Origin of the sequence: Flavobacterium sp. MMLR14_040, assembly GCF_033657265.1 — a bacterium.
GTDB lineage: Bacteria > Bacteroidota > Bacteroidia > Flavobacteriales > Flavobacteriaceae > Flavobacterium.
The window spans coordinates 56513-80238 of the sequence record NZ_JAWVWO010000005.1 but is presented as its reverse complement, the minus strand read 5'-3'; the positions used below and the strand labels follow the sequence as shown (position 1 = coordinate 80238).

The 23726-nt window shown below is 31.6% G+C and carries 21 protein-coding genes; 16 read left to right on the top strand and 5 right to left on the bottom strand.

What is annotated here, in order from left to right; genetic code table 11:
- Positions 1 to 104: 104 nt before the first annotated feature.
- The 3 genes from SD960_RS08910 to xrtF are packed head-to-tail and all read right to left on the bottom strand — an operon-like array spanning position 105 to position 1521.
- Positions 105 to 503 (bottom strand): HYC_CC_PP family protein, encoded by a 399-nt coding sequence (locus SD960_RS08910; RefSeq protein WP_318802341.1) that lies wholly within the window; start codon positions 501 to 503, stop codon positions 105 to 107.
- 45 nt (positions 504 to 548) lie between these two features.
- Positions 549 to 995, bottom strand: a complete 447-nt coding sequence (locus SD960_RS08905; RefSeq protein ID WP_318802340.1) for an exosortase F system-associated membrane protein — start codon at positions 993 to 995, stop codon at positions 549 to 551.
- Entirely contained in the window at positions 985 to 1521 is a 537-nt protein-coding gene (gene xrtF / locus SD960_RS08900) for an exosortase family protein XrtF (protein WP_318802339.1), read from the bottom strand. Before xrtF ends, SD960_RS08905 begins: the two co-directional genes overlap by 11 nt.
- Positions 1522 to 1592: 71 nt before the next feature.
- Here xrtF and SD960_RS08895 point away from each other — a divergent pair, with 71 nt between their 5' ends.
- The 11 genes from SD960_RS08895 (at position 1593) to rpe (ending at position 15650) form a co-directional block, all read left to right on the top strand.
- Positions 1593 to 2048 (top strand): GAF domain-containing protein, encoded by a 456-nt coding sequence (locus tag SD960_RS08895; RefSeq protein ID WP_318802337.1) that lies wholly within the window; start codon positions 1593 to 1595, stop codon positions 2046 to 2048.
- 100 nt (positions 2049 to 2148) lie between these two features.
- Positions 2149 to 2760, top strand: a complete 612-nt coding sequence (locus SD960_RS08890) for a hypothetical protein (RefSeq protein WP_318802336.1) — start codon at positions 2149 to 2151, stop codon at positions 2758 to 2760.
- A 252-nt stretch (positions 2761 to 3012) separates the two neighbouring features.
- Positions 3013 to 3279 carry a 30S ribosomal protein S15 gene (rpsO, locus tag SD960_RS08885; protein WP_042566099.1) on the top strand — a complete coding sequence of 89 codons (267 nt, stop codon included), beginning with the start codon at positions 3013 to 3015 and terminating at the stop codon, positions 3277 to 3279.
- Between the two features lie 176 nt (positions 3280 to 3455).
- Complete coding sequence (locus SD960_RS08880) at positions 3456 to 5591, top strand: polyribonucleotide nucleotidyltransferase (protein ID WP_115843934.1); 2136 nt, start codon at positions 3456 to 3458, stop codon at positions 5589 to 5591.
- Between the two features lie 347 nt (positions 5592 to 5938).
- Positions 5939 to 6682, top strand: a complete 744-nt coding sequence (locus tag SD960_RS08875; protein ID WP_318802335.1) for a hypothetical protein — start codon at positions 5939 to 5941, stop codon at positions 6680 to 6682.
- A gap of 5 nt (positions 6683 to 6687) precedes the next feature.
- A complete protein-coding gene (locus SD960_RS08870) occupies positions 6688 to 9468 on the top strand; it encodes a TonB-dependent receptor domain-containing protein (protein WP_318802334.1) in 2781 nt (926 codons plus the stop codon).
- Positions 9469 to 10665 carry a DUF4249 domain-containing protein gene (locus SD960_RS08865; RefSeq protein ID WP_318802333.1) on the top strand — a complete coding sequence of 399 codons (1197 nt, stop codon included), beginning with the start codon at positions 9469 to 9471 and terminating at the stop codon, positions 10663 to 10665.
- A 61-nt stretch (positions 10666 to 10726) separates the two neighbouring features.
- A complete protein-coding gene (locus SD960_RS08860; RefSeq protein WP_318802332.1) occupies positions 10727 to 11902 on the top strand; it encodes a DUF4249 domain-containing protein in 1176 nt (391 codons plus the stop codon).
- Positions 11890 to 13644, top strand: a complete 1755-nt coding sequence (locus tag SD960_RS08855) for a hypothetical protein (RefSeq protein ID WP_318802331.1) — start codon at positions 11890 to 11892, stop codon at positions 13642 to 13644. The genes SD960_RS08860 and SD960_RS08855 overlap by 13 nt, the downstream gene beginning before the upstream one ends.
- Positions 13645 to 13785: 141 nt before the next feature.
- Complete coding sequence (locus SD960_RS08850; protein WP_007804760.1) at positions 13786 to 14649, top strand: RNA polymerase sigma factor RpoD/SigA; 864 nt, start codon at positions 13786 to 13788, stop codon at positions 14647 to 14649.
- A 338-nt stretch (positions 14650 to 14987) separates the two neighbouring features.
- Positions 14988 to 15650 carry a ribulose-phosphate 3-epimerase gene (gene rpe / locus SD960_RS08845; protein WP_318802319.1) on the top strand — a complete coding sequence of 221 codons (663 nt, stop codon included), beginning with the start codon at positions 14988 to 14990 and terminating at the stop codon, positions 15648 to 15650.
- On the opposite strand, the gene SD960_RS08840 is transcribed toward rpe, so the two are convergent.
- Together SD960_RS08840 and SD960_RS08835 are read right to left on the bottom strand one after the other, a co-directional pair.
- Positions 15627 to 16424, bottom strand: coding sequence for a DNA/RNA non-specific endonuclease (locus SD960_RS08840; protein ID WP_318802318.1), 798 nt, complete (start codon positions 16422 to 16424; stop codon positions 15627 to 15629). The two genes, rpe and SD960_RS08840, sit on opposite strands and share 24 nt — an antisense overlap.
- An 87-nt stretch (positions 16425 to 16511) precedes the next feature.
- Positions 16512 to 18695: a carboxy terminal-processing peptidase gene (locus SD960_RS08835; protein ID WP_318802317.1), complete on the bottom strand. Its 2184-nt coding sequence runs from the start codon at positions 18693 to 18695 to the stop codon at positions 16512 to 16514.
- A gap of 215 nt (positions 18696 to 18910) precedes the next feature.
- On the opposite strand from SD960_RS08835, the gene surE reads away from it, so the two are divergent.
- The 5 genes from surE to SD960_RS08810 all read left to right on the top strand — a co-directional run bounded on the left by surE (position 18911) and on the right by SD960_RS08810 (position 23723).
- The gene (gene surE / locus SD960_RS08830) at positions 18911 to 19690 is read left to right on the top strand and encodes a 5'/3'-nucleotidase SurE (protein WP_318802316.1); all 780 of its coding nucleotides are present in this window, start codon (positions 18911 to 18913) and stop codon (positions 19688 to 19690) included.
- The gene (locus SD960_RS08825) at positions 19683 to 19955 is read left to right on the top strand and encodes a hypothetical protein (protein WP_042566086.1); all 273 of its coding nucleotides are present in this window, start codon (positions 19683 to 19685) and stop codon (positions 19953 to 19955) included. The genes surE and SD960_RS08825 overlap by 8 nt, the downstream gene beginning before the upstream one ends.
- 66 nt (positions 19956 to 20021) lie before the next feature.
- Complete coding sequence (lpxB, locus tag SD960_RS08820) at positions 20022 to 21137, top strand: lipid-A-disaccharide synthase (RefSeq protein WP_318802314.1); 1116 nt, start codon at positions 20022 to 20024, stop codon at positions 21135 to 21137.
- Positions 21138 to 21147: 10 nt separating this feature from the next.
- The gene (locus SD960_RS08815) at positions 21148 to 21633 is read left to right on the top strand and encodes a C40 family peptidase (protein WP_318802313.1); all 486 of its coding nucleotides are present in this window, start codon (positions 21148 to 21150) and stop codon (positions 21631 to 21633) included.
- Between the two features lie 53 nt (positions 21634 to 21686).
- Complete coding sequence (locus tag SD960_RS08810) at positions 21687 to 23723, top strand: ComEC/Rec2 family competence protein (RefSeq protein WP_318802312.1); 2037 nt, start codon at positions 21687 to 21689, stop codon at positions 23721 to 23723.
- Positions 23724 to 23726: the final 3 nt, after the last annotated feature.

Below are 23726 nucleotides of genomic sequence, written 5' to 3'. Positions count from 1 at the left end.
AAAATGATTTTAATTATTTAGAAAATGCTGTTTTTGAATTCTCAAGAGAAATAAAAAAACAGTAGATTACAAGCCAAAGTCAGGCTTGATTCTAAACATTAAAATCAGGCGTAAAAAATATATTGTTGATATAATTGATATAAAGGCGGCGCATTCGCATCAGAATAATACGAAGTGATTTGATTGCTTTTGAAAACAGGAATTGATAAAAAAGCAATTGGTTTAAATTCCTGAATTATTGCAGGAAAGGCAATCTGAAAAAAGAACATTTTGATAGTCGCATCATCTGATTTTTTTTCAAAATGAACTACTTTGTCTTTACAACAAGAAGATTTTTTTTCGGATGCTCCACAACATTTCTTTTCGGGAGAAACTGAAGCTGTAGTGTTTAATGAAACAGAAGCAATTTTTCCTCCGCAATAATGCACATCAAAAGCAAACCCAATGTTGGAAACCAACAATAGGAAAGCTAAAAATAATCCTGTGCACTTTTTTAAATTCATATTGCAAAACTATTTAAAAAGCTTTGAAAAAGCGATAATAAAATGTTATTTTTTGAGATTTTGCTGCTGATAATAAAAAGCCGGAATAAATAACAGCACAAATATTGGCTGAATAATAAATCGTCTTACATAGAAAAGAATCCAACTTCCATCAGAATAAAATTTCAGGATTGCTAAAAACATACCGAAAAGCAGCAATAAAAAGAAGACGTATAAAATGGAACTGAATTTAATTATTTCACCATCTTCAAACAAAGAATAAATTAACACTAAAGACAATGCCGTATTCAAAAAATACCGAAATAACAACCCTCCAAAAAGCCTTAAAAGATCAACCTCAGGAAAAGGCAAACTTTTAAAATCAGATTCAAAATAAACTAAAAAAGGATCATAAAAAAGCTGATTTTCAAAAGCTCTGATAATTCCGAAACAGGTTACAATTATAAATGCTATTATAATTTTCCACTTATGTTCGAATACTTTATTTAGCATATTTTGAGAATTTATTTACCCAAATGATCCACAAAACAAAAACTACTCCATAAATGACTAACGGAAAAAGAACTCCATGTAAAATATGTTCTTTTTCGGGAAAATGAAATAACAACACCGTTAGCAATGCAATTCGAATTACATTTAACAGATATATGATAAAAATTCCAAAAAGAATAAAAAACAAAGTGGTTTTAAATTTTCCTGAAAATGCAACTACAAAAGATACAAATAATATAATAACGCTTATGGCATTACAGCCTTCTATAATTCTCAATGTATATTTTTTGTTGTACCAAACCTCTAAATATGGATTCGCGATACTTTTGAAAATTTTAATATCACAATTAAACAAATCCATTAACTGGTTAACATTATGACCAACAACACTTGTTATTCCGTCTACATCATTGATTTCAAAACTATTCAAATAGAATTTATAAATTACTGTCAGCAATATATAAACACCAAAAAAAGTGCTAATAAAAATTAGAAATGGTTTGAATTGTAATAAATATTTTCTCAAAAGATTTTTTTTTCAAATTTATATATTTTTTAACTCCCTCTTTAAATACTTTTGTATAAAATTTTTATACCATGACATTTCAGGAATTACAACCAAAAATAAGCGCTATAGTAGCTGAAAACAACATTGTTAGAGACGAAAAGCTTTTAGCAATCTGTCAACTATTAAATGCAAATGTAGAATATTATAACTGGGTTGGTTTTTATTTTGCCAATCACGAAAACAAAACCTTGCATTTGGGTCCCTACGTTGGTGCAGAAACGGACCATACTGTAATTCCGTTTGGAAAAGGAATTTGCGGCCAGGTTGCAGAAAGTAATGCCAATTTTGTAGTACCAGATGTTGCTGCCCAGGACAATTATATTGCATGCAGCTTTACAGTAAAATCTGAAATCGTTGTTCCTTTATTTGTAAACGGTGTAAATATTGGCCAGATTGATATTGACAGCCATGTTATAGATCCTTTTACAGAGTCTGATGAACGATTTTTAGAATTTGTAAATCAAGAAGTTGCTAAACTATTCTAAAAGGGCTATTTTTAATAAAAAATAGAACTGAATGAAGAGAAACATATTACTCCTTTTGCTTCTGATAATTTCAGCTAATGTGTTTTCACAAATTAATGTAATGTCTAAGAAAATTTTTCTTGACTCATTAAATCGTGAAACGACGCCCGAAAACTACAGTTACACTAGAGTAATTACAAATTATTCTCAAAAAAGTGCAAGATATGTTGTTACCGATTTCTACAAAAACGGAAGAAGGAAAATGACAGGTGCTACTTTGGACAGGGATATTCTAAAAAAAGATGGAGAGTTTATCTGTTATTATAAAAATGGGGCAAAAGAATCTGTCATAAATTATTTAGAAGATCATAAATCAGGGAAAGAAATTAATTGGTACGAAAACCAAAGTAAGAAATCTGAAAAACAGAATCTCTGGGATTCAAAAACAAAAAAATCCCAAACTTTAATTCTTAATTACTGGGATGAAAATAAAAATCAAACTGTAATTGATGGAAATGGAGAATATGAAGAAACAGATAACTATACAACACAAAAAGGAACTATTAAAAACGGACTAAAACAAGGTACGTGGCAAGGAACTGACATTTTGCGCAAAATTACTTTTATTGACAATTATGATCGGGGCGTTTTAATTTCTGGCGTAAGTATCGATGAAAACAATATAAAATCTTCGTATTCTTCTTTAAATAAGAAACAAGCCGGCAGAAAATAATCCTAATTATTTATACCTTATAAAGTTATAAGAATAATTATAATCCATAATAGTTATAGCATTGTATGGAATCTACTCTAGTAACCAATTAACAATCTAAAAAAAGACCGAATATTGCTCAAAAAACAAAAAACGATATTCTTTTTTTAGATTCTCTTATTTTTGTTTGATTCTTTTGTTTTTTTACCTTATTTTTGCACCCGTCTTACAAAAGATGTATGACATACATAAAAATCATTAAATAATATTGGAATGTATTTAACTAAAGAAAAGAAAGAAGAGATTTTCGCACAACACGGTGGTGCAACTAACACTGGAAGCGCAGAAGGTCAGATTGCATTGTTCACTTACAGAATTTCACACTTAACTGAGCACTTGAAAAAAAATCGTCACGATTACAACACAGAGCGTTCTCTTGTCCTATTAGTAGGTAAAAGAAGATCTTTGTTGGATTACTTGAAAAAGAAAGAGATCAACAGATATCGTGAGATTATCAAAGTATTGAATATCAGAAAATAATCAATATAGAAAAGAGGTGCGAAAGTGCCTCTTTTTGTTTTTACAGATTGTATTTAATTACAAGCATTTATATAAGAAAAAAAGTTTGGTTTTTCATTGGGTTTTAGAAACAACAACTACACACACAACAACTACAACACAACTAAAACCCATTGTATAACCAATAAGGAAAAATTATGATTCCACAATTATTTGTAGAAAAGATCGATTTAGGTGATGGCAGAAGCATCACAATCGAGACGGGTCGTTTAGCAAAACAGGCTGATGGTTCGGTAGTAGTAAGAATGGGCGACACGATGATACTTGCAACAGCAGTATCTGCACGTAGCGCTAACCCAGCGGTTGATTTTTTACCATTAACGGTAGATTACCGCGAAAAATTTGCAGCAGCAGGTCGTTTTCCAGGAGGTTTCTTTAAAAGAGAAGCTCGTCCAAGTGATAGCGAAGTATTAACAATGAGATTAGTAGACCGTGTTTTACGTCCGCTTTTCCCAGATGATTACCATGCTGAAACACAAGTTATGATTCAGTTAATGTCTCATGACGAAGAAGTTATGCCAGACGCTTTAGCTGGTTTAGCTGCATCTGCAGCATTAGCAGTTTCAGATATTCCTTTTTATAACTTAATTTCTGAGGTTCGTGTTGCACGTATCGACGGAAAATTTGTAATCAACCCAAGCAGAACAGAATTAGAAAAATCAGACATCGATATGATGATTGGTGCTTCTTTGGACTCTGTAGCAATGGTTGAAGGAGAGATGAAAGAAATTTCAGAAGCTGAAATGGTTGAAGCAATTAAATTTGCTCACGAAGCTATTAAAGTTCAAATTCAGGCACAATTACGTTTGCAGGCTGCTTTTGGTAAAAAAGAAATTCGTACTTACGAAGGTGAGAAAGAAAACGAAGAAATTTACAAAAAAGTAAAAGCTGCAGCATACGATAAAATTTATAATATCGCTAAAGTTGGATCGGCTAAACATGAAAGAAGCGCTGCATTTGCTGAAGTAAAAGAAGAAGTAAAAGCTTTATTTACAGAAGAAGAATTAGCTGCTGATGGAGATTTAGTTTCTAAATATTTTTACAAAACAAACAAAGAAGCTGTTCGTAATGTAGTATTAGAATTAGGAGTTCGTTTAGATGGTAGAAAAACTACTGATATCAGACCAATCTGGTGTGAAATTGATTATTTACCAAGAGTTCACGGTTCTTCTTTATTTACACGTGGAGAAACTCAGGCTTTGGCTACTGTAACTTTAGGAACTTCCAGAGAAGCTAACCAAATAGATTCTCCATCTGAACAAGGAGAAGAGAAATTCTACTTACACTATAACTTCCCTCCTTTCTCAACTGGTGAAGCAAAACCACTAAGAGGAACTTCAAGAAGAGAAGTTGGTCACGGTAACTTAGCTCAAAGAGCTTTAAAAAATATGATTCCTGCAGATTGTCCGTACACAATTCGTATTGTTTCTGAAGTTTTAGAATCTAACGGTTCTTCTTCTATGGCAACAGTTTGTGCTGGTACAATGGCTTTGATGGATGCTGGAGTTCAAATGGTAAAACCAGTTTCTGGAATTGCTATGGGATTGATTACTGACGGAGAGAAATTTGCTGTATTGTCTGATATTTTAGGTGATGAAGATCACTTAGGAGATATGGACTTTAAAGTAACCGGAACTGCTGATGGTATTACAGCTTGTCAAATGGATATCAAAATTGACGGTTTACGTTATGACATCATGGAACAAGCTTTAGGACAAGCTCGTGAAGGACGTTTACACATTTTAGGTAAATTAACTGAAACTATCGCTGCACCAAGAGCTGATGTTAAAGCTCATGCACCAAAAATCATTACCAGAACTATTCCTGGAAACTTTATTGGAGCATTGATTGGACCTGGTGGAAAAGTAATTCAGGAATTACAAAAAGCTACAGGAACAACTATCGTAATCAATGAAGTTGATGAGCAAGGTGTTATTGAAATCTTAGGTACAGATCCTGCTGGAATTGAAGCAGTATTGGCTAAAATTAAGTCAATCACTTTTAAACCACAAATGGGAGAAGCTTACGAAGTAAAAGTAATTAAAATGTTAGATTTTGGAGCTGTAGTAGAATACACTTCTGCACCAGGAAATGAAGTTTTATTACACGTTTCTGAATTAGCTTGGGAACGCACTGAAAATGTTACTGATGTTGTAAACATGGGTGATGTATTTGAAGTGAAATACTTAGGTGTTGATCCTAAAACTAAAAAAGAAAAAGTGTCAAGAAAAGCACTTTTACAAAGACCTCCACGTGAGGACAAAAAAGAGTAATCAGATCTTAGTTTACTAAAGGTTTATTCATAGAAAACCCCAATTCATTTATTTGACTTGGGGTTTTTCGTTTTATCACTAAATTATTCCGGGCATCACCAAGCTTTAACTATAAATAAGTTTTTAAACCATTATAATGATAAATTTACAAGAGTAATTCATCAATTTGAAAAGATATTAAATACGTAATTTATTCATATAAAATCCCAATTCACTTATTTGAATTGGGATTTTCCTTATAAAAGAATAAACAATAAATGACATTTTAACACTTATCCGTGAAATTTGTAACATTTTTTTGATACTTTTGGAATCGCCAAAACAAAACATTAAAACCACACAATCCTTTGAAAAATTATCAAAAAAAATCTGCATTCCTTATTTTATTTGGATTATTCTTAAACATTTTCACTATTCACAGTCAAACAAGCAACGATGTTGCTATTTACAATTGGTTTGACAAAACAATAGGGAAAGAGAATCTGGACATCATTAACGGCATCCCGCACACCAATCCTTACAGAACAACCGGAGATAGTCATTTGTATTATATTGACCAATACGAATTAGGGACCCTTAATTATGAAGGTCAATTATATTACAACGTAAAACTAAAATATGATATTTATAGAGATATTTTAGTTTTAAATCCTTTTGGAGAATCAGAAAGTGTTGGTATAAATGTTATCACTACAAAAGTTAGTTCTTTTTCTATTAAAGATAAAAACTTTGTAAATATTGACAAAAAAGATCCGGCGGTTCCTGAATTTACAGCAGGTTACTATGAAGAAAACAAAATTTCGCCTGATTTTATATTTTACATTAAACATCATAAAAACCAAATAAAATCGATAAATGAAGGTGTATTACTTTATACTTTTAAAGAAAGCATGTCATATTTTCTTGATTTAAAAGGTAAAATTTATTCTATAAAAAGCAAAAACGATATCATCAAACTGTTTCCAGATCAAAAAAAACAAATCAATGGGTTTTATTTAATGAATAGAGAACTTAGAAAATCTGATGAAAATCAATTTATGAGAAATTTGATGAAATATATTAGTAATTCTCTTTCCATTCAAACCAAATAAGACAAATGAAAAAATTTCTACTCGCCTTAATTATTTTATTCTCATTTCAATTATCTGTTGCCCAAAATTCGAATGAGAAAATATCTATTACTTTTAAAGATGAAACTTTAGAGAGTGCCTTAAAAGCAATTGAAACAAAAACATCTTACAAGATTTATTTCGATCCTACATGGGTTGGCGCCAATAAAGAATTGATAAACGGAACTTATACCGATGTTAAAATTGATGAGATACTGGATAAAATTCTAAATAAAACGGATTTAAATTTTATCATTTTAAAAAACAAAATCATTCTAACACTTAACAGCACAATTCACGATGATTTGCCTGCTAATTATTTTTCTGACGCTCCAATTGAGACTCCGAGCAACGATAATAATACTGACAATCCTGTTTTTTATCAACAATATGATTCTTTAAACAGTTACAGCGTTACAAAAAAAGCTTCAATTGTTTTTATTGGTAAGGAAAATAAGGATGTAACCAAGAAAAATTATACTGTTTCTGGTTCGATAAAAAATGCCGAAACCGGTAAACCCGAAGCTAACATATATGTTAAAGTAAAAAATAAAAACATCAGTACTTCAAGTGATCCTGATGGAAATTATACCTTACAACTTCCAAGAGGAATCAATGTTATCGAAATAAAATCATTAAGCCACAAGGATGTGTCCAAAACTTTAATGGTTTATGATGATGGTACTTTTGATATTAATGTTAACGACAAATCAAATCAGTTAGATGAAGTTGTAATTAATAAAAAAGGAAGAAAACAAACTGAAACTGCTGTTTCGGGCTTGGTTTCCATTGATATTGAAGGAATAAAAAATGTTCCTTTAATTCTTGGTGAAAGAGACATTTTAAAAGTTGCAACTACTTTTCCGGGTATTAAAACTACGGGAGAAGGATCGGCGGGATTCAATGTCAGAGGAGGAAAAGACGATCAAAACTTAATCCTTTTAGACAATGCTGTACTTTATAATCCACAACACTTTCTGGGCTTTTTCTCTGCCATAAACCCATATACTGCAAAAAAAGCCGACATCTATAAAGGAAGTATTCCTGCTGATTTTGGTGGAAGACTTTCATCTGTATTTGATATTAGTACAAAAAACGGAAATCCCGAAAAGTTTTCAGGTGAAGGGGCAATTGGTCCAATTACATCAAACCTTACACTTAGTTTACCAATCGAAAAAAACAAATCAAGTATTATTTTTGGAGGTCGAGCAACTTATTCAGATTGGATTTTAAAATCTTTAGATGATGAAAATCTTAAAAATAGCCAAGCTGGTTTTTATGACGGAATCCTTAAATACAACAATGCCATTAACAGCAATAACAATCTTGAAGCTACTGCTTATTATAGCCATGACCGTTTTAGTTTGGATACAGATTCTATTTATAAATACAGCAACAGACTTGCTTCATTAAAATGGGATCATACTTTCAACAAAAAAAGCAAAGCAGCTTTGATTTTCACAAACAGTGAATACAAGTTTAATATTGACTATGATTCGGATAACGTTGATTCATTTGATTTTGGATATAAAGTAAATGAATCGCAAGTACAATTGAAATTTAATTATCAATTAACTCCAAAACACAATTTATCATACGGTATTGCAAGTAAATTATATAATATTTCTCCAGGATACCAACATCCTAAAAACCCTGAATCTCTTTTACTTTCAACCGACATTGAAAAAGAAAGGGCACTAGAATCTGCCATTTATTTAGCCGACAGCTATAAATTAAGCGATAAATTATTGCTTGATTTAGGTTTGCGATATTCTTATTATGCAGCTTTGGGAGAAGCCAATATAAATTCTTACCAGGACGGATTGCCTTTAAGCAACGAAACTGTAACCGGAACTACGCATTATAAAAAAAATGAAGTCATAAAAACATATGGCGGCCTCGAACCTCGTTTGGCAGCACGTTATTTTATTACCGAAGATTTCTCGATAAAAGCTGGTTATGACATGACCAGACAATATATTCACCTTTTATCAAGTAATGTAACACAATCACCTACAGATACCTGGAAATTATCAGATTCGAATGTTGCGCCACAAACTGCCCAACAAGTTTCTTTAGGTTTGTTTAAAAATCTAAAAGATGAAGAATATGAAATTAGTCTTGAAGGGTACTACAAAAGATCTAAAAACATTCTTGATTACAAAGTTGGAGCACAACTTGTTTTAAACGAAAATGTAGAAACAGAATTATTGCAAGGCGAAGGAAAAGCTTATGGAGTTGAACTTTTATTGAAGAAAACAACCGGAAGATTAAACGGATGGATTGGCTACACGTACTCACGCACGCTTATTAAACTTGACAGCCAGTTTAGTTCAGAAAAAGTAAATAACGGAAATTATTTCCCTGCAAATTTTGACAAGCCTCATGATTTAAGTGCGATTTTAAATTATAAATTTACAAGACGTTATAGTTTATCAACCAATTTCTTATATCAAACCGGAAGACCTATTACTTATCCTATTGGAACTTATCAATACGGAAATGCACAATATACATTGTATAGTGACAGAAATGCCTATAGAATTCCTGACTACATTCGTCTGGATATAGGAATTAATATTGAAGGAAACCATAAAATAAAAAAACTGGCTCATAGCTTCTGGAACATATCAGTTTATAATGTTTTAGGAAGAAATAATCCGTACTCAATTTATTTTGTCACTGACCAAAGTGGAAAAGTAAAAGGTTATAAAACATCTATTTTCTCAATACCTGTACCAAGTATTACTTATAATTTTAAATTTTAAATGAAAAATTATAAACTAAATAATATTCTGGTTTTCACTCTATTAGTTATTTTCTGTAATAGCTGTACAGAAGCATATCCGTTGCTAACTAATAGTTATGAAGAGGCATTAGTCGTAGAAGCTACTATAACTAATGAATTGAAAACACAGGAAATAAAACTCACTAAAACTGCCAAGTTTGAGGATGAAAGTTATCTTCCTGAAAGTGGCGCAGAGGTTTTTATAACAGATGATTCCGGTAATCAGTATAACTTTAAAGAAGATGCTGAAAAATATATTTCTACAGTAGAATTTCAGGCTATACCAGAAAGAAAATATCAACTACATATTAATACCAAAGATGGAAGATCTTTTGAATCATCTCCCGAAACTTTAACTACCATAAACCCGATGCAAGAGGTAACTGCTGCAGTTGAAGCTAAAGATAATGTGAATGGAGTAGGTATTAGAATAAAAAGTTATGATGCTTCACACGCATCAACCTATTACCGATATGAATATGAGGAAACCTATAAGATTGTCACTCCAAAATGGAGACCAACAAAAGCGGTATTAAGCAATACTGGTTCTCTCGTTTTCCTTACAAATTCACCAGATACAAAAGTTTGTTATGGTAGTAAAAAAAACACAGACATTCTTTTAGTTAATACAAATGATTTAAGTGAAGATCGTGTTGATTTTCTCGCACGATTCATTAGTGATCAGGATTATATAATGACAACCAGATATAGTATTCTGGTAAAACAATATATAGAAAATTTAGCTGCCTTTAATTACTATACAACCTTAAAAAAATTATCAGGTCCTGAAAGCATTTTATCTCCTACGCAACCTGGACTTTTACAGGGAAACATAAAATCTGTCAACAATTTAAATAATAAAATAGTGGGATATTTCGATGTTGCTTCAGTATCAACAGAAAGAATATATTTTAATTATAATGATTTATTCCCTGGTAAGGCCGCACCCCCATATGTTGCTGATTGTCAGGAATATTGTTATGGAAGTCCTGAAAATGGAACTGTTCCTGAACCATGTACACACGTCGCTCCTTTTACAGAAGATTTAGGGCGTAATATTATAAGCTATTTTTCAGGTTTAGATGACGGAGGTTCATTTAGCTATTGGGTTAATGCTCCTTGTGGAGATTGTACCACTTTTGCATCGAATATAAAACCAACTTTCTGGACAGATTAACATTTTCGATTCTAATAAAAAAATGAAAAGTTTCTAAATCAAAAAGTGCAAAATTTAAGTAATGAAAATTCATAAAATAAAAAACATAATCCTTTTTAGTTTTCTTGCCATCCTGATTACGGGGTGCACAGAAACGTATCCGCTTTTGACTAATACATATGAAGAAATAATTGTTGTTGAAGCCACTTTAACGAATGAACTTAAGAACCAGGAAATAAAAATTACCAAAACTTCCCGATTTGAAGATGAAGGAGTTCAAACAGAAACTGGTGCAAAAGTTGTCGTTAAAGATGATCAGAACAATGAATATTTGTTTGAAGAAAATGCAGGAACTTACAAATCTCAAACTGTTTTTGCGGCAGCTCCTGACAGACAATACACATTGGATATCACTACAAAAGATGGAAAAATTTACCAATCAACTCCACAAACATTAACGGCTGTAAATCCAATTGAAAGCGTTGTGCCTTCACTTGCAACAAATAAGAATAATGAAACAGGAATTCAGATTAATGTAAATAGTTATGATGAAAACAAGAGTTCAAAATATTATCGTTATGAATATGAAGAAACTTATAAAATTGTTGTGCCAAGATGGAATTCTTTAAAAATTATAACAACTGGACCACAAACAGTTGCGTTGATTAATAATGATCCAAGTACAAGAATTTGTTATTCGACTCAAAAATCGAGCGATATTATTTTAGTCAATACTAACAATCAGACAGAAGACAGAGTAAACTTGCCAATTCGTTTTATACAAGAAGACAATTATATCATTGGTCACAGATACAGTATACTGGTTAAACAATACATTGAAAACTTAGAAGCTTATACTTTCCATAGAATATTAAGAGATATAGCAGGATCATCAAGTATTTTATCTCCAAAACAGCCTGGTTTATTATCAGGGAATATAAAATGTATTAGTGATTCTAACACCAAAGTCATTGGCTTTTTTGATGTTGCTTCTTACTCTGAAACCAGGATATTTTTTAATTATAATGATTTTTTTCCTGCCAAACCAGCACCTTACTTCAATACATGTGAAGACATTCCTTTTTTGTTTTGTTTTGGAGGAGAAGGATGTGAAGGAGAAAGTATGATTTATAACATCAATAGAAACCTCATGACGTACATTGGTAACAGCGCACTAAATTATAGACTAGTAGACGCAGAATGCGGAGATTGCACATCATTTTCATCTAACATAATACCTTCATTTTGGACAGAATAAAACACCTTATAGCATTGTTTGTACTCGTGAGTACACAATTCGTCGGCGCACAGCAAACCATCTCTTTAGATGAGACTGTTTTCATTCATTCAAATGCCACAACATTTGTTTCGGGTGAAACCCTATTGTATAAAATTTACTGTTTAAAATCTACAGATAAAACACCCAGCAATATTAGTAAAGTAGCTTATGTTGAACTTGTAGACAACAATAAAAAATCGGTATTTAAAACCAAAGTTTCGCTGGAAAACTCGGTTGGCCAAGGGGATTATTTTATTGCTACAACTTTAAAAACCGGAAATTACAAACTGATTGGCTACACAAACTGGATGTTAAACAAACCTGTTTCTGAATTATTTCAGCTAGAGATCAATATCGTTAATCCATACAAAATAACTGAAAAAGGAACTTCTGAAAATGCTTTAACTTCAAGCGCCGTTAGTTCTTCAAACAGTTCAGAAACCGCATCAAATCAAAGCAGTATCACAAACGAAAATGTTAAACTTAATTTGAATAAAAAAACATTTTCAAATCGTGAATTAGTTGATTTGAAAATTGAATCTTCAAATGCAGTTTTTGCAGATGGAAATTATTCTTTATCCGTTAGAAAGCTAGACAATATACCTACTAAAAGTCAAATCTCTGCCACAGATTTTGCGACAAAGTCATCATATCCGGCATTGCTTGATTTACAAAATAAAGATCAGAAAATAATTCTGCCTGAATTAAGAGGGGAAACTATTTCTGGAAAAATCAGAGCACAAAATGGCAGCGATAAAATCGCAGATATAAGCGTTGGTTTATCACTTCCGGGAAAATCTTTTGCATTTAAAGTAGTAAAAACAGATGCTGAAGGAAATTTTATTTTCAACATAAATAAAACATATTACACTCCGGATATTATTGTTCAGATAATTGATGAAAAAGCGATTAATTATAACCTAACTATAAATAATGCTCCGGAAATAGATTACTCAAAACTATCTTATGAGCAAAACGCTAATTTATCTTATGTAATTAAAGAAAGCCTTCTGGACAGATCGGTTTCAAGTCAGGTTGAAAATGCTTATTATCATAAAAAAGTTGATAACATTGAAAAAACACCAACACTGGAAACGTTTTATTATCCTCTTGCAAAAGAATATGTTTTGGATGATTTTACCCGATTTAAAACATTAAAAGAAACAATGACCGAGGTAGCTACAGAAGTTTACCATAAACAAGTTGGCGACAAAACTTATTTACACGTAAACGATCCTAGCGTTTTTCCTCAATTACCTGATGCTGCATTAGTTTTGGTTGATGGATTGTATTTAGAAAATCAAAATGATTTGATGATTTACAACATGAAGAACGTTTATAAAATTGATGTAATTATTGGACGATATTATGTAGGTTCAAAATCTTTTAACGGTTTGGTGAGTTTCACCACTTTTGATAAAGATTTTAAAAGCACACAAAAAGGAAGCTTTATCGCAAAACCTACTATACTAAGATCACAGCCGAAGAAATTATACAACAAAATAGAGTATACTAATTCTAGTGATAACGCAAGAATTCCAGATTTCAGAAATCAATTGTTCTGGAATCCTGAAGTGGCTTTAAACAGCAAGAATAATAATTCTTTTTACACATCAGATCTTTCAGGAACTTTTGAAGTAAGACTTGAAGGTTTTGCGAAAAACGGATCACCGGTTTCTTTAAAAGAAATTATCGAGATAAAAGACTCAAAATCAAACTAAAAGACCAAATTATTAAAATAAAAATTCCTGTTTCTACATTTTAGAAACGGGAATTTTTATTTTTTTTCAAAATATTTGTAACTTTTTCATAACTTATTACGTATAACTAATTGTACACTTTAAAAATAAGGAGACAATACAATGAGACAACTTAAAATCACCAAGCAGGTAACCAATCGTGAAACTGCATCGTTAGATAAATATCTACAAGAAATCGGAAAAGTTGACCTAATTACCGCTGATGAAGAGGTAGAATTAGCACAAAGAATAAAGGCTGGTGATCAAAGAGCTTTAGAAAAACTTACAAAAGCCAACCTACGTTTCGTAGTATCGGTTGCTAAACAATATCAAAATCAAGGATTAACACTTCCCGATTTAATTAACGAAGGAAACTTAGGTTTAATTAAAGCAGCTCAACGTTTTGATGAAACTCGTGGTTTCAAATTTATCTCTTATGCAGTTTGGTGGATTCGTCAATCGATCCTTCAGGCTTTGGCAGAACAATCACGTATTGTTCGTTTACCATTAAACAAAATTGGTTCTATCAATAAAATCAACAAAATGTATGCGTTATTAGAGCAATCTAACGAGCGTCCGCCTTCTGCTGAAGAAATTGCAAAAGAACTTGACATGACTGTAAATGACGTAAAAGAGTCTATGAAAAACTCTGGTCGTCACTTATCAATGGATGCACCTCTTGTTGAAGGAGAAGATTCTAACCTTTACGACGTTTTACGTTCTGGAGAATCTCCAAACCCGGACAGAGAATTAATTCATGAATCATTACGTACTGAAATTGAACGTTCATTAGAAACATTAACTCCTAGAGAGGCAGATGTTGTTCGTTTGTATTTTGGTCTTGGAGATCAACACCCAATGACTTTAGAAGAAATTGGAGAAACTTTCGACCTAACTCGTGAGCGTGTTCGTCAGATTAAAGAAAAAGCAATCCGCAGATTAAAACACACTTCTAGAAGTAAAATTCTTAAAACCTATTTAGGATAAATAATATTTTGTTTCAGGTTTCAAGTTTCAGGTTGCTTTGAGTAACCTGAAACTTGAAACTTGAAACCTTTTTAACGTAAACAACAGTTTGATTGACTGTTCGTTTTTTGATTGATGATTGAAACTCCGGCTGATTACCGGAGTTTTTTATTTTTAATTTTTGAACCATTAAGAGATTAAGATTCATTAAGAAAAATCCAATCAATTGAAAAGCAAGCTAATTAAGCATCTAAAACTTAATTTTCTTAACCTCTTAATGGTTCAAAAATGAAATCTAATTTCATTTTAAGCAAACTAAAATCTACCTTTGCAAAAAATAACACACACAACTACACAAAATGAAGAATACACTTATTGCTCCTTCTGTTCTTGCAGCTGATTTTGCCAATTTACAACGTGATATCGAAATGATCAATAACAGCGAGGCTGATTGGTTTCATATTGATATTATGGATGGAGTTTTTGTTCCGAATATTTCTTTTGGAATGCCAGTTTTGGAAGCAATTTCTAAACATGCAAAAAAAACAATCGACGTACATTTGATGATTGTAGACCCTGACAGATACATCAAAACTTTTGCTGATTTAGGTGCCAATATTTTAAGTGTACATTACGAAGCCTGTACACATTTACACAGAACACTTCAGGCCATTAAAGCTGAAGGAATGAAAGCAGGGGTTGCCATTAATCCTCATACTAATATTGATCTATTAGAAGATGTTATTAATGACATTGATTTAGTTTGTATTATGAGCGTTAATCCTGGTTTTGGAGGACAATCTTTCATCGAAAACACTTATGCTAAAGTTACAAAGCTAAAAGATTTAATTACAAGAAAAAGCGCTTCGACAATTATTGAAATTGACGGTGGTGTAACCAATAAAAATGCAAAACAATTAGTAGAGGCCGGAGCTGATGTTTTAGTTGCAGGAAGCTTTGTTTTTAAAGCCGAAAATCCAACGCAAACTATCGCTGACTTAAAAGTCCTTACTACTTTTTAAATTTTTCAAATTCGGAAAGAAATCAATACCGGTCATTTTTTCTACAGTTTCAATAGAAACTACAAAATCATAAAGTGACTTATCGCTATCTTCATTCGGAACTAAAAAAGCAATTGCTTTATGTTCTTTTCCTGATTTAGCCAAAATGATTTTATAAAAATATTTAGGAACAGATACTTTTTCTGTTCCTATTTTTTTATCCGACTCTTTCAGGATTCCTCCTGTAACGACATACACATCATTGTATTTTCCTGCCCAATAACGTGTTTTCTGTTCTAATCTATTCCAGATCCCACTATTAAAATCGTGTTTTTGAGGCGAAATATTAGAGGTATAAAAAGTATCATTATAAGCCTCTTTATTAAACTCCATATCTCCAGCCGGACATAAATGGCCTTTGTCATATCCTGAATTTTTATAATTTCTCCAATCAGCAGAACCTGTTGTTACATTTGGATCTTCAACAAAATAAGGTCTTTTAAAATCATTATTTTTTAAATATTCTTTCTTTAATTCATAGGCAACCCATTCAGCCTGCTCATATTTTTCATTATATGATAGTGTATAATACTTATGCTTTACAATTTGATTTGTTGTAGAGGTTGGCAAATAAGAAGTATTATAAAACGAATCTGTACTACTTTGACTTGAAACAAAAGATGGTGAATTATCTTTTTCAGATTCTTCAACTATAATTTCATTTTTTTCCTTCACATCACTTTTACAAGAAAACAATGCCAAGCCCATCAAACTAAACACAAGACTTTTTATCATATTATTTTTAATTAAAGTTCATAAAAAAAACGCTCCGTAAATATAAACTTTCGGAGCGTTTTTATAACAAATTAATTTTCTAAGAAATTAAGATTTTACTAATTTATCTTTTTTCATTTTAGATGAAGTACCTTTTACAACATTACCTTTAGTTTGTAAATCATCTAAAACATTTAATGCCTCTTCTACATAAACATCTTTTGATAATGCCTGGTGCCAGGCTTCTCTCTTCTCTTTTAAAGTTACATCATTTTTAATTTCAAGCTCTTCGTAAGGAAGTGATTTAAAAACCAGATTGTTTTTGTATTCTGAAATTGGTTTATATTTTTTACCCTCGTTTTCAACTTGCTCTTGTGTAGCTTTAAAACTATTGATATTTAAGCTATAAGTGTTTTCTTTGTTTTTAATATCAATCCATTTTGCATTATCTTCAATTAATTTAAATTGAGGACTTTGAGCAATTCTGGTTGTACTATTGGCAATTGCCTGATTAAATTTTTGGTTTCCTGTCCATGTATTATAATCAGCCTGATCAATTTTATCCCAAGGCATTGCATTATCAATATCGCGTTCTCCCATTTTTAAATATGCATAACGATCTGGCATAACAACATCACTATGAACACCTTCTAATTGGGTTGAACCTCCATTAATTCTGTAGAATTTTTGGCCTGTAATTTTCAGCGCGCCTAAATCTCCATAACTTGCATTACGAACAAATTGATTCAAATCAAGAACGTTTTGTACTGTCCCTTTTCCGTAAGTTTGCTTACTTCCAATGATAATACCACGTTTATAATCCTGAATTGCAGCAGCCAAAATTTCTGAAGCCGAAGCTGAGAAACTGTTCACCATAATTACTAATGGTCCGTCCCACTCTATCTTTTTATCTTTATCGTATAAAACTTCTTTCTTTTTTCCTGCAGATTTTACCTGAACAATTGGTCCTTCTTCAATAAATAAACCTGCAATATCAACAACTGTAGACAAAGATCCACCACCATCATCACGAACATCAAGTACGATTCCGTTAATATCTTCTTTCTTTAATCTCTCTACTTCAAGAGCGATATCTTTTCCTGCATCGCGACCATCTTTATTTTCAAAATCGATATAAAATTTAGGCAAATAAATTACTCCGTATTTCAATCCATTCTTTTCTACGATACTTGATTTTGCGTATGTTTCTTCGATTTCAACAACATCTCTTATAATAGAAATAACTTTGATGCTCCCGTCAACTTTTTTAACGGTAAGTTTTACTTCCGTTCCTTTGTGTCCTTTAATTTTTTTCACAACATCATCCAAACGCATTCCCACAACATCTACAGGCTCTTCGTTTCCTTGTGCTACTTTCAAAATTAAATCTCCCGCTTCAAGTTGTTTTCCTTTCCATGCCGGACCTCCTGAAATTAATTCATCAATTTGAGTAAAATCATTTTTCTTGGTTAATCTTGCTCCAATACCTTCTAATTTTCCACTGATATTCACATCAAAACGATCTTTTTCTTCTGGTGCAAAATAACTTGTATGCGGGTCAAAACGTGTCATAATAGAATTTACGTACACAGAAAACCAATCTTCTTTATTTAAATCTTTAATAAGACTAAAGTTATCATCTAAAGATTTTAGTGAACTTTCACGAGTTTCTTTCTCTAAAGTTTCAAACGATTTTACTTTATAAGCAGGATCTGTTTTTTTCTTATCTTCTTCTAGCTTTTGTTTTGTAACAAGAGATGAAAGCGTAGATAATTTAATTTGCTTTCTCCATCTTTCATTAATTTCTGTTAGATTTTTTGCATAAGGCAACGTCTCATAATCCGCATTAAAAGTCTCATCAACATTATAATTAAAAGGTTGAGCTAAAATAGTTTTATAGCGTTTTTTGCTTTCCTCCATACGTTTCATCAATCTTGTATAAGTAAGATTGAAGAAAGTAAGATCCTTATTTAAAAACTGATCGTCAAGCATCAATTCATATTGCTTGAATTCATCAATATCAGACTGCAGAAAGAATCTTTTTGAAGGGTCAAGCGCATCAATATAATCCTTGAAAATTCCTTTAGAAAACTCATCATTTATTTCAGCAGGACTATAATGTCCTTTTTCAATAACAAAAGCAAGCAATTCTAAAAGCGTTTTATCTCTGTTTGGATCCGGATCATCTTGCTTATCTGCATTAATTTTAAAAGCAAACAAGGTTAAGGACAAGCATAATACGGCTATAAGTATTTTATAATTTCTTTTCATAAACTTAATAATAGCATTCATCAAATTTTTTAATCTAAGTTACGGTAAAAACTGTGCCAACAAAGCCAAGCTCACTATAATTTTTTGTTAAAGATATAAAAATGTTTGAAGTACCAAAGCCATGTTTACTTTAGTTGACAAATTTTATTTTATTTGTTACTATTCTACAAAATCTGTCATTACATTTGTTATAAAATACAGCTTCTGTAGCCGTATAACAAAACTTATTCTAAATTATGAAACAAGAAAAGCCCCTTATATTAGTTACCAATGATGACGGAATTCTGGCTCCGGGAATCAGAGCTTTAATAAGTGTTATGGAAACTATTGGCGAGGTAATAGTTGTAGCTCCAGACAAGCCACAAAGTGCCATGGGTCACGCCATTACCATCAACAATACTCTTTATCTTGATAAAATTTCAAAAGAAGGCGACGAAATTGCCGAATATAGCTGCTCTGGAACTCCGGTTGATTGCGTCAAACTGGCAGTAAATGAAATCATGAAAAGAAAACCTGATTTGTGTGTTTCAGGAATCAACCACGGATCAAACTCTTCTATAAATGTTATTTATTCCGGAACTATGAGTGCCGCGGTTGAAGCAGGAATTGAGGGAATTCCGGCAATTGGTTTCTCTTTATTAGATTTTGACTGGAATGCCGATTTTGAACCTGTAAAATCTTTTGTCAAAAGAATTACTCTGGAAACAATTGCAAACGGACTACCAAAAGGCGTAGTTTTGAATGTCAATTTTCCTAAATTAAAAGAAAATGAAATTAAGGGTGTAAAAATTTGTCGTCAGGCGAAAGCTTATTATGCCCAGAAATTCGATAAACGTCAAACTCCTTTTGGCAAGGATTATTACTGGCTTACAGGTAAGTTTACAAACGAAGACCAGGGAGAAGATACTGACGAATGGGCTCTGGAAAACGGTTATATTTCTGTAGTTCCCGTGCAATTTGATTTAACGGCACATCACACTATGCAACAACTTAATACGTGGAATTTAAATGAATAAAAAGGATATTATTATTGGTTTTCTTATCGGAATTTTTGTCGCTTTACTTGGAAGTTTTTTATTTATAAAAATCTTTACTGATTTTGAAATTTCAACCGGAATTAAAACGATAAAACAATATGGCTATTTGGGAAAAGTGATTGCCTTAGGAGCCACTTTAAATTTAGTTGTTTTTACAATTCTTTTAAAAATCAATAAAGAATTTATGGCAAGAGGAGTGATTTTTGCTGTAATTGTTTTGGCGATTTCTACTTTGTTTATTTAAATTCTATCTTTGCATTGCAAAATTTTGTTGTGTTTTTAAAATAAAACACATCTCAAAAATACTTTTATGAAATACTACATAATAGCTGGCGAAGCCTCTGGAGATTTACACGGTTCAAATTTAATGAAGGCATTATATGAGGAAGATCCTCAGGCAGAAATTAGATTTTGGGGAGGTGATTTAATGCAAAAAGCCAGAGGAACTCTGGTAAAACATTATCGTGAACTGGCCTTTATGGGGTTTGTTGAAGTTATTTTTAACTTAAAAACCATTTTCAGCAATATTGCTTTTTGCAAAAAAGACATTACGTATTTCCAGCCAGATGTCATTATTTTCATAGATTATCCTGGTTTTAATATGCGTATTGCAAAATGGGCCAAAGCATTAAATTACAAAACATACTATTATATTTCTCCTCAAATTTGGGCCTGGAAAGAAAACAGAATCAAAGCCATCAAACAAGATGTTGACAAGATGTTTGTGATTTTACCTTTCGAAAAAAGTTTTTATGAAGACAAGCACAATTTCCCGGTAGATTTTGTTGGCCATCCTTTAATTGATGCTATTCAAAATCAGCCGCCTTTTGATGAAGTTGTTTTTAGAAAAGAAAATCAATTGAGTGAAAAACCTATTATTGCTGTATTACCCGGAAGCCGCAAGCAGGAAATCACCAAAATGCTAAGTTTGATGTTAAGTGTTGTTGATGATTTTCAGGATTATCAGTTTGTAATTGCCGGCGCACCAAGTCAGGATTATGAATTTTACCAGCAATTTATCACCAATAAAAACATCAAATTTATTTCTAATAAAACCTATGATCTGCTGCGTTCTTCAACAGCTGCATTGGTAACATCCGGAACAGCAACTTTAGAAACTGCACTTTTTAAAGTACCCGAAGTGGTTTGTTATAAAGGAAGCTGGGCTTCTTACCAAATTGCGAAACGCATTATTACCTTAAAATACATTTCGCTTGTCAATTTAATTATGGATCAGGAAGTTGTAACAGAATTGATTCAGAACGAATGCAATCCAAAACGTATTAAAGAAGAATTACAAAAATTACTAAACCCAAATTATCGTCAAAATCTGCTAAAAAATTATGATATTCTGGAACAAAAACTAGGCGGAATTGGCGCGAGTAAAAAAACTGCAAAACTTATTGTTGCCGATTTAAAATCTTAACCTTTTTATTTTGAAAAAAATACTCGTTTTATCTTTGTTGTCTTTGCTGTTTATTTCGTGTAAATCGACATCATCTGCAGTAAACAAAACTGAATCAAAACGAGAAAACAAATATATTGTAAGCAATTTAATAGAAACTGCCACAGATAATATTGGCGTGCGATACAAAGCCGGAGGAACAACCAAAAATGGTTTTGATTGCTCTGGCTTGGTTTTCACCACTTTTGATTCTCAGAACATTAAACTGCCAAGAAGCTCGTATGAACAATCTAAAATTGGTAAAATAATTAGATTGAATGATGCACAAAAAGGCGATTTAATCTTTTTTAAAACCAATAAAAGCAACCAAATAAATCATGTTGGTTTAATTACCGAAGTCCGTTCTGACGAAATAAAATTTGTACATTCTTCAACTTCAAAAGGTGTAATAATTTCATCAACCAAAGAAGCTTATTATCAAAAATCTTTTACACAGATTAATCGAATTATCGATTAATATTACCCATTAAAAATATTATTTTTCTTACAAATTTTTAATACTTTTAGCTCATGAAAGTATTAGATTTTCCTTTGGTTAAAATTACCATCAGCTTTATTCTAGGAATTTTGGTTTGCTATTTTTGGCAGCCTTCAATTCTATTAGCCACAACATCTCTTGGTCTTGGCATATTCTTAATTTCAATCTTATATTTTCTTTCAAAAAAGAGCAAAAAAGCAAATACTCTTTTTGGAATAAGCATTACTTACCTTTCATTTTGTGTCGGAATTACGACTCTCCTGATCAATACCGATTCTCTTCAGCAATCTAATTATACACATTACGAAAAAGCTTTTAAAAGTGCTCAATATATAACGCTGACACTCCGCGAAAAAATCAAAAGTAATGACTTTAATGATCGATACATTGCCATTGTAAACAGCATTAATCAAAAAAAATATTCGGGCAGAGTTATCATAAACGTACAAAAAGACAGTTTGCCCAATCTTCTTATAATTGGAAACAAAATAAAGGTAAAAACAATTTTACGCCACAATACTCCATCCAAAAATCCAAATCAGTTTGATTACAGTAAGTATTTGGCAAACAAGCAAATTTATGCACAAATCTATACATCAAAAGCAGCAATTAACATTAACAGAAAAATCAAAAAAGATATTTGGTTTTATGCTTCACGATTAAACACAAGAATAATTCACAATCTTGAAAAAGCAAATTTCAATAAAGTCGAAATGGATGTTGCAATGGCATTAATTTTAGGACAGCAACAAGAAATTTCAGCTGATATTATTAAGGATTATCAATATTCAGGAGCTACGCATGTTTTATCAGTTTCCGGGCTGCATGTCGGATTTATAATGATATTCATACTTTTTATTTTAAAACCAATTCCAAACACAAAAAAAGGTTCATTTACAAAACTAATTGTCATTATAATTTCGCTCGCACTTTTTGGCATTGTATCAGGGCTTTCACCCCCCGTTTTACGTTCTGTTGTTATGTTTTCTTTTATTGCAATTGGCAATCATTTACATAGAAGTACTAATACTTATCATACTTTACTTGTTTCCGTTTTATTGATTTTGCTTTTTGAACCTTTTTTCTTATTTGATGTTGGGTTTCAGTTAAGTTACATTGCATTATTTTCTATTGTATGGATTCAGCCTTTATTGAAAAATATATGGACTCCTAAAAATAAAATTGCCCATTATATTTGGGAAGCTTTAACCGTTTCATTCGCAGCACAAATAGGTACTTTCCCCATTTGTTTGTATTATTTTCATCAGTTTCCGGGACTTTTCTTTGTGACCAACATTCTCATTTTACCTGTTTTATCCTTTATAATGATAGCAGGAATTATTGTTATGGTGATTTCTGTATTTCAAAGTTGCCCATTATTTATTGTTCAAATTTTCGAAAAAAGTATCTATTTCTTAAATCTTATCATTCATTATGTTGCGTCTTTTGATTCTTTTGTAATTAGAAATATCGCTTTCAATTCTTATTATCTGTTCACCTTCTCTTTAGTAATTATTACAGCGATAATATGGCTCAAAAAACCAACTTTCGATAAATTAATTGCGTTTCTTTTTACGCTGATTTCGCTTCAAATTTCATTTATTTACACTAAAAAAGAAACCGAAAATCAAAGAGAACTAATCGTTTTTAATGCATCCAAAAAAACAATTATTACAAAAAGAACCGGAAAAAATGTTTCCATTTTTACAAATGACAGCCTTCTAAAAAAAGAAGCAAAAAATAACATTACTGACGCCTATTTAGTTGGAAATTTTGCCGCTTTAAAAGAAATAAAAACCGTTAGGAATCTTTTGTTTTTTAATGGCAAAAAGATCCTTTTAATAGATAGTACCGGTATTTATGAAGATAAAATTCAACCGGATATTATTATTCTAACGCAATCACCCAAAATAAATTTAGATCGTATTTTACGGGAATTCAAACCAAAAATCGTAGTGGCAGATGCAACAAATTCAAATTCTATACAAAAATACTGGAGGACAAGTTGCCTGATAAAAAACATCCCTTTTCACGCAACACGCGAAAAGGGATACTATACTTTGAATTAGAAT

What these genes read in the sequence shown, in the direction of transcription:
- SD960_RS08910 (WP_318802341.1), bottom strand. Translation starts at nt 503, where the DNA reads ATGAATTTAAAAAAGTGCACAGGATTATTTTTAGCTTTCCTATTGTTG.
- SD960_RS08905 (WP_318802340.1), bottom strand. Translation starts at nt 995, where the DNA reads ATGCTAAATAAAGTATTCGAACATAAGTGGAAAATTATAATAGCATTT.
- SD960_RS08895 (WP_318802337.1), top strand. Translation starts at nt 1,593, where the DNA reads ATGACATTTCAGGAATTACAACCAAAAATAAGCGCTATAGTAGCTGAA.
- SD960_RS08890 (WP_318802336.1), top strand. Translation starts at nt 2,149, where the DNA reads ATGTCTAAGAAAATTTTTCTTGACTCATTAAATCGTGAAACGACGCCC.
- rpsO (WP_042566099.1), top strand. Translation starts at nt 3,013, where the DNA reads ATGTATTTAACTAAAGAAAAGAAAGAAGAGATTTTCGCACAACACGGT.
- SD960_RS08880 (WP_115843934.1), top strand. Translation starts at nt 3,456, where the DNA reads ATGATTCCACAATTATTTGTAGAAAAGATCGATTTAGGTGATGGCAGA.
- SD960_RS08870 (WP_318802334.1), top strand. Translation starts at nt 6,688, where the DNA reads ATGAAAAAATTTCTACTCGCCTTAATTATTTTATTCTCATTTCAATTA.
- SD960_RS08865 (WP_318802333.1), top strand. Translation starts at nt 9,469, where the DNA reads ATGAAAAATTATAAACTAAATAATATTCTGGTTTTCACTCTATTAGTT.
- SD960_RS08860 (WP_318802332.1), top strand. Translation starts at nt 10,727, where the DNA reads ATGAAAATTCATAAAATAAAAAACATAATCCTTTTTAGTTTTCTTGCC.
- SD960_RS08850 (WP_007804760.1), top strand. Translation starts at nt 13,786, where the DNA reads ATGAGACAACTTAAAATCACCAAGCAGGTAACCAATCGTGAAACTGCA.
- rpe (WP_318802319.1), top strand. Translation starts at nt 14,988, where the DNA reads ATGAAGAATACACTTATTGCTCCTTCTGTTCTTGCAGCTGATTTTGCC.
- SD960_RS08840 (WP_318802318.1), bottom strand. Translation starts at nt 16,424, where the DNA reads ATGATAAAAAGTCTTGTGTTTAGTTTGATGGGCTTGGCATTGTTTTCT.
- SD960_RS08835 (WP_318802317.1), bottom strand. Translation starts at nt 18,695, where the DNA reads ATGAATGCTATTATTAAGTTTATGAAAAGAAATTATAAAATACTTATA.
- surE (WP_318802316.1), top strand. Translation starts at nt 18,911, where the DNA reads ATGAAACAAGAAAAGCCCCTTATATTAGTTACCAATGATGACGGAATT.
- SD960_RS08825 (WP_042566086.1), top strand. Translation starts at nt 19,683, where the DNA reads ATGAATAAAAAGGATATTATTATTGGTTTTCTTATCGGAATTTTTGTC.
- lpxB (WP_318802314.1), top strand. Translation starts at nt 20,022, where the DNA reads ATGAAATACTACATAATAGCTGGCGAAGCCTCTGGAGATTTACACGGT.
- SD960_RS08810 (WP_318802312.1), top strand. Translation starts at nt 21,687, where the DNA reads ATGAAAGTATTAGATTTTCCTTTGGTTAAAATTACCATCAGCTTTATT.